10 protein-coding genes and 1 pseudogene are annotated in these 13138 nt (G+C 73.9%); all 11 read right to left on the bottom strand.

Features of this window, described 5'->3' with window-relative positions; translation table 11 throughout:
- Positions 1 to 338: 338 nt before the first annotated feature.
- Entirely contained in the window at positions 339 to 959 is a 621-nt protein-coding gene (ruvA, locus tag HD595_RS34190) for a Holliday junction branch migration protein RuvA (RefSeq protein WP_253776361.1), read from the bottom strand.
- Between the two features lie 332 nt (positions 960 to 1291).
- Positions 1292 to 1822: pseudogene (gene ruvC, locus HD595_RS34185) on the bottom strand (crossover junction endodeoxyribonuclease RuvC); the annotation flags it as partial.
- A gap of 718 nt (positions 1823 to 2540) precedes the next feature.
- Entirely contained in the window at positions 2541 to 3704 is a 1164-nt protein-coding gene (locus HD595_RS34180; protein ID WP_253776359.1) for a GNAT family N-acetyltransferase, read from the bottom strand.
- A gap of 11 nt (positions 3705 to 3715) precedes the next feature.
- Positions 3716 to 5500: a carbohydrate ABC transporter permease gene (locus tag HD595_RS34175; protein WP_253776357.1), complete on the bottom strand. Its 1785-nt coding sequence runs from the start codon at positions 5498 to 5500 to the stop codon at positions 3716 to 3718.
- Positions 5501 to 5644: 144 nt separating this feature from the next.
- On the bottom strand, positions 5645 to 6397 hold the full coding sequence (locus tag HD595_RS34170; RefSeq protein ID WP_253776355.1) for a YebC/PmpR family DNA-binding transcriptional regulator: 753 nt from the start codon (positions 6395 to 6397) through the stop codon (positions 5645 to 5647).
- Positions 6398 to 6400: 3 nt separating this feature from the next.
- Positions 6401 to 6964 carry a pyridoxal 5'-phosphate synthase glutaminase subunit PdxT gene (gene pdxT / locus HD595_RS34165; protein WP_308211377.1) on the bottom strand — a complete coding sequence of 188 codons (564 nt, stop codon included), beginning with the start codon at positions 6962 to 6964 and terminating at the stop codon, positions 6401 to 6403.
- 205 nt (positions 6965 to 7169) lie between these two features.
- The gene (locus HD595_RS34160; protein WP_253776353.1) at positions 7170 to 8381 is read right to left on the bottom strand and encodes an MFS transporter; all 1212 of its coding nucleotides are present in this window, start codon (positions 8379 to 8381) and stop codon (positions 7170 to 7172) included.
- Positions 8382 to 8418: 37 nt separating this feature from the next.
- On the bottom strand, positions 8419 to 8868 hold the full coding sequence (locus HD595_RS34155) for a MarR family winged helix-turn-helix transcriptional regulator (RefSeq protein ID WP_253776351.1): 450 nt from the start codon (positions 8866 to 8868) through the stop codon (positions 8419 to 8421).
- Positions 8869 to 8970: 102 nt separating this feature from the next.
- Positions 8971 to 10659, bottom strand: coding sequence for an alkaline phosphatase D family protein (locus HD595_RS34150; RefSeq protein ID WP_253776349.1), 1689 nt, complete (start codon positions 10657 to 10659; stop codon positions 8971 to 8973).
- A 321-nt stretch (positions 10660 to 10980) separates the two neighbouring features.
- Positions 10981 to 11913: a pyridoxal 5'-phosphate synthase lyase subunit PdxS gene (gene pdxS / locus HD595_RS34145; protein WP_308211291.1), complete on the bottom strand. Its 933-nt coding sequence runs from the start codon at positions 11911 to 11913 to the stop codon at positions 10981 to 10983.
- Between the two features lie 173 nt (positions 11914 to 12086).
- Positions 12087 to 13106 carry a DUF3048 domain-containing protein gene (locus tag HD595_RS34140; protein ID WP_253776347.1) on the bottom strand — a complete coding sequence of 340 codons (1020 nt, stop codon included), beginning with the start codon at positions 13104 to 13106 and terminating at the stop codon, positions 12087 to 12089.
- Between the last annotated feature and the right edge of the window lie 32 nt (positions 13107 to 13138).

Raw genomic sequence — 13138 nt, 5'->3', positions numbered from 1 at the left:
TTCCCCTCACGCTCTGCCCGCTCGGCCCGCGCCGTGGCGGGGGCGCGGGTCCTGCGAGAGTACGGCACCCACGCGCCTCCCGTCCGGCCGGGAGGGCACGCGGCCGGCGTCCGCCCGGGAGGACGTGCGGCGGGCGACCGTGCGGAAGGGCGCCTGACGGGCGGCCGGGCCGGCCTCACGGATGGCCGGGCCGACCCCATGGATGGCCAGGCTGGCCTGACGGGTGACCGGCCTGGCCTCACGGATGGCCAGGCGGCCCTGACGAGCGGCCGGGCCGGCCTGACCGGCGGCCGGGGACAGTTCCCGGTGGCCCGGCGGCGGGGTGAGCGGCCGCGGGGTCATCGGACGCTCAGGGCGCGCAGGGCGGCCTTCAGCAGGGCGGCGACCTGCGGCTCGCGGCCCTCGGCGGCGTCGGCCTCGGCCTGCGGTTCGACGGCGAGGACGGCCTCGTCGGCGTCCTTGGCGGAGTAGCCGAGACCCACGAGGCCGGAGTGGACCTGGTCGCGCCAGAGCGGGGCGGTGCGGTCGCCGTTGAGCGCGGCGTCGAGGGCCGCGTCGGGAGTGCCGAGACGGTCCTTGAGCTCCAGCACGATGCGCTGGGCGCCCTTCTGCCCGATGCCGGGGACCTTGGTGAGGGCCTTGAGGTCGGCGGCGGCCACGGCGACGCGCAGCGCGTCGGGGGTGTGGACGGCGAGCATGGCCAGGGCCAGCTTGGGCCCGACGCCGCTGGCCGTCTGGAGCAGTTCGAACACGGCCCGCTCGTCCTCGGTGGCGAACCCGTACAGGGTGAGGGACTCCTCACGCACCACCAGCGAGGTGGCCAGGCGGGCCTCCTCGCCGACCCTGAGCCGGGCCAGCGTGCCGGGCGTGCAGTGGGTGAGGACGCCGACGCCGCCGACCTCGATCACGGCGCCGTAGGGCGCGATGGCGGTGACCCGGCCGGCCACTGATGCGATCACGGTGTCACGTCCTTCTCCGGAGCCTTCTCAGGGGTCTTCGCCGGGTCGTCCTGCCGGTGCGTCGTGGGCGCGCCGGAGGGGGCTCCGGCGGCGGGTGTCCCGGCGGCCAGGGCGGCACGACCGGGAGTGTCAGAGGTGCTCGCCTCGGACGTGCGGGCCTCCACGGCGCGGGCCCCTGGGGCGCGGGAGTCAGGGGCGCGGGCCTCCGAGGTGCGGGCCTCCGGGGTGCGGGCCTCCGGGGTGCGGGCCTCCGGGGTGCGGGCGCCGCTGATGCGGGCTCCGAGCGTGCGGGCTCCGACGGTACGGGCCCCGGCGGTACGGGCTCCGGCGCCGCGGGAGGAGGCGGTGGTACGGGCGGCGCCGGCCATCGCCTGGGCCAGGCGGTGCTGGGCGCCCCCGCGCCACACGTGGCAGATGGCCAGGGCGAGCGCGTCGGCGGCGTCGGCCGGTCTGGGCATCTCCTTGAGCCGCAGCAGCCGGGTGACCATGGCGCCGATCTGCTTCTTGTCGGCGGTGCCGCTGCCGGTGATCGCGGCCTTGACCTCGGACGGCGTGTGCAGGGCGACGGGCAGGCCGCGCCGGGCGGCGCAGAGCACGGCGATGCCGGCGGCCTGGGCGGTGCCCATGACGGTACGGACGTTGTGCTGGGCGAAGACCCGCTCGACCGCCACGGCGTCCGGGCGCACCTCGTCGAGCCACCGCTCGATGCCGGCCTCGATGCCGACCAGGCGCGCGCCCAGCTCCTCGTCGGCCCCGGTGCGCACCACCCCGACGGCCAGCAGGGTCAGCGGCGCGCCGGGACGGCCCTCGACCGCTCCCACGCCGCATCGCGTCAGCCCCGGGTCGACGCCCAACACTCGCACCCTCGCGCCTCCCGCCCGTACGCCTCGGGGCGCATCCGCTCCCCGCCGAACACGTGTTCGGCAGGAGACTCTACCCGGGTCAGCGTGCCCGCGCACCGGGAAACGCGCGGACGTCGGGAAACGCCCGCGCCCCCCGGGCGAGGGCATCTTCGCGCGGCGCGGCCGTGCGCGGGTCGCCCGGCGACGTGTACAGGCGTCCCCCAAAGCTTTCACAGGCGCCCCGCAGCCGCGTGAGTCTCCACGGGCCGCTCCCGGCTCCGCGAGCCGTCACGAGCGATCTCATGGCCCGGTACGCGGTCATCCGCGCGAGCCCCCCACCGGGGAGACCGGAGGCTCTGCCTCTGGACCCGTCCGGGCTGACGGCGGCGTCCGGTCCGCTGGACCTTCCGGACGCCCGGCATCGCCGTTCTCGCGGCCCGGATCGGCGGGGCTCGTCGGGAGCGCGGTTCGCGCGGCCAGGCCCGAGCGGCGCGTGACACCCTCCCCGCCGCCGGGGCGCACGGCGGCGCGCCTCCAGCCCGGAGCCCCCGGGCGGCGAAAGGCCCGCAGGGGACGTAGGTCCCCAGGAGGCTGGAAGTCCGAGGGGGCCGGAAGGTCCGAGCGAGCGGAAGGTCCGAGCGGGCGGAAGGTCCGAGCGGGCGGAAGGTCCGAGCGGGCGGAAGGTCCGAGCGGGCGGAAGGTCCGAGCGGGCGGAGGCTCCGAGCGGGCGGAGGCTCCGTCAGAAGTAGTCCAGCATGTACGGCCGGGCCGCGAAGGCCGCGTCCAGGGCCTCGTCGCCGGAGTCGTCCCCCGACAGCAGGCCGCCCCGGCGCAGCGTGGCCGTCGGGACCCCCGCGTACAGCGCGGACAGCCCGTTGATCCCCAGCCGGGGCCCGGTGAAGGAGTCCGCGCCGGCCGGGAGCGCCGTGGCCGTGCCCTTGCCGCCCGCGACCGTGAGCCGCCACAGCCCCGTGTTGCCGGTGCGCACGGCGTCCTCGACCTCGACGGTGACGTCCAGCGCCGCCCCGGACGGGAAGCCCCTGCGCTCCACCGCCGCCTCCACGTCGAGGACCCGGAACATCCAGCGCACCGCCGTGAGCTGCTCCTCCGAGCGTTCGCGCAGCAGCCACAGCACCGGGTCGTCCGGCGCGACCACGGCCAGGACGGTCTTGGTGATGGAGGAGGCCGAGCCGACCAGCGACCACAGGGCGCGGGCGGTCTCCGGCGAGCCGGCGACGAGGTTGTCGACGCGCATGCGGTCGCCGTCCCAGCGGTAGACGGCGTAGCCGTCGGGGGCCAGGTAGAGGAAGTCGTCCTCCTGGGACAGCCAGTGGGCCCAGGTGCGCTCGTCCCAGGAGATGGGGCCGGAGGAGCGGGCCGCGCCGTGCAGGCGGTGCAGCAGCGCGACGACCTCCGCCGCGTCGCCGGCGTCCATGCGGCGCACCGGCACGTCGCCGGTCGGCCGGATCCCGCGCAGCGCCTCGGTGGGGATGGTGACCAGGTGGCGGGCGCCGGCGTGCTCGTACCCGGTGGCGCGGTAGACGGGGGTGGTGGCCGGGTAGAGCGCGGAGACGGCGTCGCCGAGGCCGGCGGCCCGCTCGACGACGGCGCGCATGAGCCGCGTGCCGACGCCCCTCCCCCGGTACTCGGGGTTGACGGTGACGCCGGCCACGCCCGCCAGGGGCTGGGGGCGGCCGTGCCACCACTGGGTGAACGCCCGCAGCCGGGCGGCGCCGGCCAGCCGGGAACCCTCGAACACGCCGAGGTAGCGGCCCTCGTTCAGGGCCGGGACGACGAGGGAGCGCCAGGTCTCGCGCTCGGCCGGGGAGACCGGTCCGAACGAGCGTCGGCGGACGTCGAACAGGTCGTCGTAGTCGTCGGTGGTCAGGTCACGAATCTCCACAAGGGGACAACCTACGCAGCGGGGGCGGGGTTGCGCGCGCCGCCCCCCGGCGCGCCGGCGCGCAGGGCCAGGCGGTGGAGGTACAGCACCTGGGCGGCCCCCGCCGCGAGCAGCGCGACCAGGACCACCGGCAGCGGCGTGGACAGGCCGGCGGAGGGCCAGCCGCCGTACTGGCGCAACTGCAGGAACTGGGTGACGGGCGCGGTGGTCAGGCCGGGGTCGTGGACGACGAGCAGCGGCCAGAGGAGGTCCTGGCCGTTGAGCAGGGTGACGACGAGCACGAGGATGCCCGCCATGGGCAGGGAGGGCCGCACGACTCCGCCGACGAAGTCGCCTCCGGACCGCTCGGCCAGGCCCTTGCACAGCAGGGTGAGCAGGAACAGGCTGGGGACGCTGACCAGCACGGGCGGCACGAGGGCGACGAAGGTGTCGATCAGCCCCAGGTTGCGCATGTCGGTCCAGCCGGCCACGCCGAGCGGCCCGACCCCCACGAACAGCCAGGGCGCGAACAGCAGGAGCAGCCACTCGCTGTGGCGGCCGAGCGGCCGCAGCCCGCCGATGCCCAGCGCGCCCAGGTAGGCGACGCCCACGGAGACCAGGGCGCCGATGAGGGCGGGGGCCCACGTGTTGACGTGGGTGGCCAGGCCGCCGGGTCCGGAGGAGGGCCGAATCAGGGCCGCGAGCCAGGGCCAGGCGAGGACGAGGGCGAGGGCGGCGTAGGCGACGAGGGCGGCGATGCCCGCGGCCCTTCCGGCGGCTGAGACGCCGGCCCCGTGCGCCACGCCGCCCCCGGGGGCGCCCGGCCCGAACCCGTGACCGCGCGCCGCCGGGGCGGTCCGCCCCGCGCCGCCGGGCCCCGGGGCGGCACCGCCCGAGCCGCCCAGGCCCACGGCCGCGCGGCCGGCGGCGGCGTGCTCCGCCGGCTCGTACGGCTCCTCGTTCGGCTTCTCGGAGGCGCTCGCGTCCGCCGGGGCGACCCAGAGGCGCACCCCGGCCGCCACCACGACGACCGCGGCCACGAGGCCCAGCACGCCCAGGACGATCCCCGTCAGCGTGGCCACCGCCGCGCCCATGCCCGGCCGGCCCTGGACGAACGCGTGGGTGTACTGCATGCCCGCCAGCGTCTGCGCGCCCCCGGGACGCGCTCCGCCCGTCAGGAGCGCGGACAGCGTGAACGTCTGGAGGCCGGCCGCGAGCATGGCGAGCGCCACGACGACGCCCACGGCGATCATGCTGCGGGTCACGGCGCCGCCGCGCAGCGCCGGCAGGAACGCCATCACCGCGAGCGCGCACACGACGCCGAACGTGGCCGCGGCGACGATCAGCCGCAGGCCGGAGGGCGCGGTGGCCGGGTCGCGCAGCGCGGTGGCGAGGGTGACCAGCCCGGACTCCCCGGGCCTGAGCCCGTACAGCCAGGAGACGGCGACGGCCGTCGGGGAGAAGACCACGGGCGCGAGCGACAGCACGACCAGGCCCGCGCGGCGAGGACGGCTGCCGGCCCGGTCGAGCGCGAACGCCAGCAGCGGCCCGGCGATCAGCGCGACCAGCAGCGGCATGAGCACCAGCGACAGGCTGAACCCCAGGGCCGTCCAGACCTCACCCGCGCCGGTGAGCTGGGCGTAGTTGTCCATGCCCACGTACTTGCGTGGCGTGAGCGAGCCGCCCGACTCCAGGCTGAGCCGGATCGTCTGGACGGTGGGCAGGAGCAGCGAGATCAGCATCCCGAGGCCGGCCGGCATGAGGAGCACCCAGCCGAGCGCGGGCGACGGGGGTCGGGGAAGGCTGTCGGAGGTCACGTCCCACGACCCTACGCCGATCTCGAAGCGCCCCGCACGCCGTCGCCCCCGGAACGGGCCCGGCCGGGGCCTCCGCGCGCTCGGGGCGTGGGACCGCATGCCGCGGGCCGCCCCCGCGCGGGAGGCGGCCCGGGTGAGGGAGGCTCAGGCCTCCAGCTTCTCCATGACCTCGTCGGAGACGTCGAAGTTGGCGAAGACGTTCTGCACGTCGTCGCTGTCCTCCAGTGCGTCGATGAGGCGGAAAACCTTGCGGGCGCCCTCCTCGTCGAGCGGCACCGTCATGGTCGGCATGAAGCCGGAGTCGGCCGAGTCGTAGTCGATGCCGGCGTCCTGGAGGGCTTTGCGCACCGGGACGAGGTCGCCGGCCTCGGAGACGACCTCGAAGGAGTCGCCGAGGTCGTTGACCTCCTCGGCGCCCGCGTCGAGGACGGCCATGAGGACGGTGTCCTCGTCGAGGCCGTTCTTGGGGACGATGACGACGCCCTTGCGGTTGAACATGTAGGACACCGAGCCGGGGTCGGCCAGCGAGCCGCCGTTGCGGGTCAGCGCGACGCGGACCTCGGAAGCGGCGCGGTTGCGGTTGTCGGTGAGGCACTCGATGAGCACCGCGACGCCGCCGGGCGCGTAGCCCTCGTACATGATGGTCTGCCAGTCGGCGCCGCCGGCCTCGAGGCCGCCGCCGCGCTTGCGGGCCCGCTCGATGTTGTCGTTGGGCACGGAGTTCTTCTTCGCCTTGAAGATGGCGTCGAAGAGGGTGGGGTTGGCGTCGGGGTCAGGGCCACCGGTCCGGGCCGCCACCTCGATGTTCTTGATGAGCTTCGCGAACAGCTTGCCGCGCTTGGCGTCGAGCGCGGCCTTCTTGTGCTTCGTCGTCGCCCATTTGGAGTGGCCGGACATTACCTAGAGCTCCCTCACCATGTCTACGAAGTATCGGTGCACCCGCGTGTCCCCCGTGAGCTCCGGGTGGAAGGAGGTCGCGAGCAACGGACCTTGACGGACCGCGACGATCCTATCCCCAGGCTGGGCCATGCCCAGCACGTCGACGTCCGGGCCGACCGATTCGACCCACGGAGCGCGGATGAAGACCGCGTGCACGGCCTCGCCCGCGAAGTCGAGGTCGGCCTCGAAGGAGTCGACCTGGCGGCCGAAGGCGTTGCGCCGCACGACCATGTCGATGCCGCCGATGGTCTGCTGGCCGGCGATGCCGTCCTCGATGCGGTCGGCCAGCATGATCATGCCGGCGCAGGAGCCGTAGGCGGGCATGCCGGCCTTGATCCGCATGCGCAGGGGTTCGAGCATGTCGAAGGTCTCGGCGAGCTTCCACATCGTGGTGGACTCGCCGCCGGGGACGACGAGCCCGTCGACGGCCTCCAGCTCGGCGGGCCTGCGCACGGCGACGGCCCGCGCGCCGGCCTCGGTGAGCATGCGCAGGTGCTCGCGGACGTCGCCCTGGAGGGCGAGCACGCCGATGGTGGGCGGGCGGCTCGCGGGCGCGTCGGCAGGCTCGCCGGCGGGCGTGCTGTCGGGGGCGGTGGCGGGCACGGTCGTCCTTCCGTCGGGGTGCGGGTCCGGTTCATTCAACACCACGGCGGGGTGGTGTCTTCCGCCGGGATGCGCCGGGACGCCGAAGGTCCCGGCACCCCGGCGGGACGGGGCGGAGGTGCCGGGATCAGGCGGGCGCCGCGTCGTGGACGCCGTGGTCGAGGTCCACGCGGGCCAGGGAGCGCAGGTGGTGGCGGCGCGCGTACAGCACGGCCATGCCGACGACGCAGCAGGCGGCGCCCACGGCGTACGGCACGGTGACGCCGATCTCCTCGCCCAGCCTGGTGGCGACGAACGGGGCCAGCGCGCCGCCCATCCAGCGGACGAAGTTGTACCCGGCGGAGGCGACGGGCCGTGGCGCGTCGGAGACCTCCATGGCGGACTCGGTGAAGACGGTGTTGTTGAGTCCGATGGGGATGCCGGACAGGATCGTGCAGACGACGACGCCGGGGCGGGCGCCCGCTCCGGCCGACACGGCGATGCCGATCTGGAGCACGGCGAGCAGGCCGAGGGCCAGGTGCAGGACGTTCACCGAGCCGATGCGGCGCTGGAGCGGCGGCGCGCCGAAGACCGAGGCGAGGGCCACGCAGACGCCCCAGCCGAAGAAGACGGCGCCGATGCCGTACGGCGACATGCCGAGGATGAACGGGGTGAAGGCCAGCACGGTGAAGAACGCGAAGTTGTAGAACAGCGCGGTGAAGGCCGTGGTGGACAGGCCGCCGTGGGCCAGGGCGCGGATGGGCGCGCTCAGCCTGGTCCTGACCGCCGGCCTGGGCGTGGCGCGCAGCAACGTGGCGATGAGGACGAAGCCGGCGGCCATGAGGGTGGCGGTGCCGAAGAAGGGGGCCCGCCAGTTCCAGTCGCCGAGCAGCGCGCCGACGAGGGGGCCGGCGGAGATGCCGAGGCCGAGGGCGGCCTCGTACAGGATGATGGCCGACTCGGCGCCGCCGCTGGCCGCGCCGACGATGACGGCGAGGGCGGTGGCGACGAACAGGGCATTGCCGAGACCCCAGCCGGCGCGGAAGCCGACGAGCTCGGCGACGCTGCCGGAGGTGCCGGCGAGCGCGGCGAAGAGAACCACGAGCGCGAGGCCGGCGAGCAGGGTGCGCTTGCCGCCGATGCGGCTGGACACCCAGCCGGTGACGAGCATGGCCACGGCGGTCACCAGGAAGTAGCTGGTGAACAGCAGCGACACCTCGCTGGGGGTGGCCTTCAGGCCCTGGGCGATGGACGGGAGGATCGGGTCGACGAGGCCGATGCCCATGAAGGCCACGACCGCGGCGAACGCGGTGGCCCAGACGGACGTCGGCTGGCGCAGGATTCCGCCACCGGATGACATGGTGCTCCTTCTCCGGGTGTCACTGGTGTTACTGGTGTCAGGTGCGGCCGAGCTTGGCCAGCACGGGCAGCGCGGCGGCGAGCGTCGCGCGTTCCTTCTCGGTGAGGGCCGCGAGGTCCTGGCCGAGCCGGGCGATCCTGGCCCGCCGTACGGCGAGCAGCCGGTCCCGGCCCTCGCCGGTGAGCTCGACGGTCCTGACGCGGGCGTCGGCGGGGTCGGCGCCGCGGGCGACCAGCCCGGCGTCCTCCAGCCGGTTGATCTGCACGGTCATGGTGGGGAGCTGGACGGCGTGCTCCTCGGCCAGCTCGGTCATCCGCCGGGGCCCCTGTTCGAGGGAGCCGAGCACGGCGTACTGCTGGGTGGTGACGGGCTGGCCCGCGGTGGTGCGCCTCAGCAGGAGGACGAGGTGGCGCAGGACGGCGGAGACGCCCTCGGCGAGCACGCCGGGGTCCGCCTGGCCGGGGCGGGGGGTGCTGGGGTCGGTCATACTTAGCCCAACTAACTTAGCTGAGCTAATATTCCGGCCGGCCTCCGGAGAACGCAGGAGCGGCGCCCACATGACGTGGACGCCGCTCGGCGGGAGGCGGGGTCAGGGACGCTCGGTCTCCAGGCGGACCGTCTCCTCGATCGACGGGGCGCCGAGGGTGCGCGCCGCCGGGTCGAGCGGGCGCAGGTACGTCTGCTGGACGCCCGGCACGCGGTCCTCGACCACGAACGTGGCCTTGGTGTGGACGGCGGCGCCCGGTGTGCGGACCTGCGGCACGACCCGGAAGTCGGCCGTCATCGCGTCGCGCTCGATCTTCGTCAGGACGTAGCCGCGCTGGTTGTTGTAGAACTTCAGGTGCGGGTTGATCTTCAGGAACGGCTGGGAGGCGGGGTCGGAGTCGGCCCCGTCGCCGCCGGTGGTGATCGAGGTGGTGACCAGCTCGGAGCCGACCGTGGGCCCGGTGGGGTCGTCGTAGTTCAGCTTGAGGTCGCTGGCCCAGTGGGCGTGGACGTCGCCGGTCAGGACGACCGGGTTGCGGACCCCGGCGTCGATCCAGCCCTGGGTGATGCGCTGGCGGGAGGCGACGTAGCCGTCCCAGGCGTCCATGCTGGTGATCTTGGCCGGGCCGGCGTTGTTGTCGCGCTGGGCGAAGAAGACCTGCTGGCCGATGATGTCCCAGTGGGCGCGGGACTTGTGGAACCCGTCGATGAGCCACGCCTCCTGCTCGGCGCCGGTGATCGACCGGTTGGGGTCCACGGCGGCGGGGCAGTCGCGGTAGCCGTCGCCGCAGCCCTGGTCGTCGCGGTACTGGCGGGTGTCGAGCATGTGGAAGGTGGCCATCCGGCCCCAGCGGATGCGCCGGTAGAGCTGCATGTCGATGCCCCGCGGGATCGAGGTGCGGCGCAGCGGCATGTTCTCGTAGTAGGCGCGGAAGGCGGCCTCGCGGCGGGCCAGGAAGTTCGGCTGTGGCACCTCGGGCTTCTCGGGCACCTCGTCGGCCCAGTTGTTGTCGAGCTCGTGGTCGTCGAAGACGACCAGCCACGGCGCGGCGGCGTGCGCGGCCTGCAGGTCGGGGTCGGCCTTGTACTGGGCGTGGCGCTGGCGGTAGTTGGCCAGCGTCTCGGTCTCGGGGCCCTCGTGGTCGCGGACGTTGCCGCCCGGGATCGTGTAGGTGTCGCGGGCGTACTCGTACTGGTAGTCGCCCAGGTGCAGCACCAGGTCGGGGTGCTCCTCGGCCAGGCGCCGGTACGAGGTGAACAGGCCGTGCTCGTACTGGGCGCAGGAGACGAACGCCATGGTCAGGCCGCCGCCGTAGGCGAGGGGGTGCGGCGCGGTCCGGGCGCGGCCGATGGGCGAGACGTACGGGCCGACGCGGAAGCGGTACCAGTAGTCGCGGTCGGAGCTCAGGTGGTCGACCTCGACGTGGACGCTGTGCCCCCACTCGGGCGCGGCCACGGCGACGCCCGCGCGCACGACCCGGCGGGCGTTCTCGTCGGCGTAGATCTGCCACTGCACGGTGAACGGCCGCTGCGGCATGCCGCCGAGGCCGTCCTCGGCCAGCGGCTCCTGGGCCAGGCGGGTCCACAGCACGAATCCGGAGTGGTCCGGGTCGCCCGAGGCGACGCCCAGCGTGAACGGGTCGGTCCGCAGGCCGCGCGAGGCGAGGGACTGGGCGGTCTCGGCGGCGGGGTCGGGGGTGGGGTCGGCGTGCGCGGCTCCCGCGGGGAGCGCCGCGGCGGCGCCCGCCGCTAACCCGGTGACGAGGAAGTGCCGCCGGTTGAGCTGGGACATGCGTGGCTCCTGGGACGATCAAGGGTGGAGGACGTCCGTAGCCTGACGGAGTCCCATGACGTTCCGGTGAACACCACACAACACGAAAAAGGCGACATCCTTCGCGGATATCGCCTAATTCGGAAATTTCCATCATGGAGGCCGGCGCCCGCCGGACAAGATCATGCCCTAGCGACGCGCCGCGCCCCGAGCCGACGCGCCGATGATCGCCCACGCCCGCCCCGGTCGCCGACCGGCGAGACGGCGACCGCCCGCTCCCTCACGGCCCCTGACGGGGCGCGGGAGCGGCGGGCGGTCTCCGGAAGCGGTTACCGGCGGGGACTACCAGCCGCGCTCGGCCAGGCGGTGCGGCTGCGGGATCTCGTCGACGTTGATGCCGACCATGGCCTCGCCCAGGCCGCGCGAGACCTTGGCGACGACGTCGGGGTCGTCGTAGAAGGTCGTGGCCTTGACGATGGCCGCGGCCCGCTTGGCCGGGTCGCCGGACTTGAAGATGCCGGAGCCGACGAACACGCCCTCGGCGCCGAGCTGCATCATCATCGCGGCGTCGGCCGGGGTGGCGATGCCGCCCGCGGTGAACAGCACGACCGGCAGCTTGCCGGTCCTGGCGACCTCGGCGACCAGCTCGTACGGCGCCTGCAGCTCCTTGGCCGCGACGTACAGCTCGTCCTCGGGCAGCGAGGTGAGGCGCTTGATCTCGCCGCGGATCGTGCGCATGTGGGTGACGGCGTTGGAGACGTCGCCGGTGCCGGCCTCGCCCTTGGAGCGGATCATGGCCGCGCCCTCGGTGATGCGGCGCAGCGCCTCGCCGAGGTTGGTCGCGCCGCACACGAACGGCACGGTGAACTGCCACTTGTCGATGTGGTTGGCGTAGTCGGCCGGGGTCAGCACCTCGGACTCGTCGATGTAGTCGACGCCGAGCGACTGGAGCACCTGGGCCTCGACGAAGTGGCCGATGCGGGCCTTGGCCATGACCGGGATCGACACCGCGGAGATGATGCCGTCGATCATGTCGGGGTCGCTCATCCGGGACACGCCGCCCTGCGCGCGGATGTCGGCCGGCACGCGCTCCAGGGCCATCACGGCGACCGCGCCGGCGTCCTCGGCGATCTTCGCCTGCTCGGGGGTGACGACGTCCATGATGACGCCGCCCTTGAGCATCTCGGCCATGCCGCGCTTGACGCGGGCCGTTCCGGTGACGGGGCCGGTGGCCGGCCCGGGGGTGGACGAAGCTTCGGGCGTGCTGCTGGACACGGTCTTCCTCACGAACTCTGCGGTCGGGCCGGCCGCGCCCGTCGTCCCGTCATCGGGGGTCGGGGCCGGCTGCCTCTCCTGCGCCTACGGTCAGCTATCAAACCCATGGTAGGTCCTGAACGGGCCTCGGCCCGACATGCCACCATGTCATGATTTTTCGGGATATTTGTACGTCACGGTGTGACGGGCTTGCGGCTCGCCAGCGCGATCCACACCTGGCCCGGGGCGAAGTTCATCGGCTCGCCGCTCTCGGTGGTGAACGTCGTGCCCTCCTCCTCGGACTTGCGCTCCCAGCGCGCCTTGTACGCCTTGCCGTCGCGCAGCACGACCGCCGACCCCTTGCCGACGGAGTGGACGAGCGGCGTGTAGCTCTGGTTCTTGTCGTGGAACTGCGAGCGCTCGGTCTTGGTGTACTGCACCACCACCGTGGGCGCGCTCTGCTGGCCGCCCTCGGCCGCCATGTCCTTCTTGCCGTCCTGCCAGATCAGCCACTGCTTCTTCTCCTCCGACCAGGCGAAGGTGAAGCGCGCTCCGGGCCAGCGGACCGTGTACGACTTCTTGTCCACGCCGCCCTCGGCCGGGGCCTCGCCGAAGGTGAGCCCGATGTCCTTGGCCTTGCTCGCCTTGGGCGCCTTGGCGAGCAGCTCCTTGGTGTTGGCGAACAGGTTGTAGGGGGCGACGCGGCCCGGCTGGCGGAAGTACGCCCCGGGCGCGCGGCTGTCGGAGACGTCCCACAGCGACGCCTGCGCGATGAGCGGCAGCATCTTGGTCTGCGCGCCGGAGTAGGCGAAGGCCGGCTTGCCGAACTGCGGCACGATGTGCAGGTCGGAGATGCGGGCGCTGCGGACCGGGCCGATCTTGGGCGGCAGCTTCGAGGAGAAGATCGCCATGAGCCGGGTCAGGCCGGCCTCGACCTGCTCGACGTAGACGATGTCGGCGCTCCTGAGGCCGAGCTGCGGCTTGCCGGCCGCGGTGTTCTCGATCTTCACCGCGAGCACCGGCTTGAGCGCCGTCGCCGGCTTGCCGGTGAACGGGTGCAGGTCCGGCTCGTCCGTCGGCTCGGCGGAGACGGGGGCGGAGGTCGCCGCCTGCGGGACCTTGCCGGGAGCGGGCTCGTCCGACGAGCACGCCGCCAGCGGCGGCACGACGGCTGCTCCTGCCAGCGTGACGGCGATCAACCGGGATAGGCGCACCTGTACGACTCCTCCGCTTCGGCCCGGAAAAT

Origin of the sequence: Nonomuraea roseoviolacea subsp. carminata (assembly GCF_024172185.1) — a bacterium.
GTDB classification, from domain to species: domain Bacteria; phylum Actinomycetota; class Actinomycetes; order Streptosporangiales; family Streptosporangiaceae; genus Nonomuraea; species Nonomuraea roseoviolacea.
Note: the sequence above shows the minus strand (reverse complement) of the source record. Positions and strands in the feature narration are given on the sequence as shown.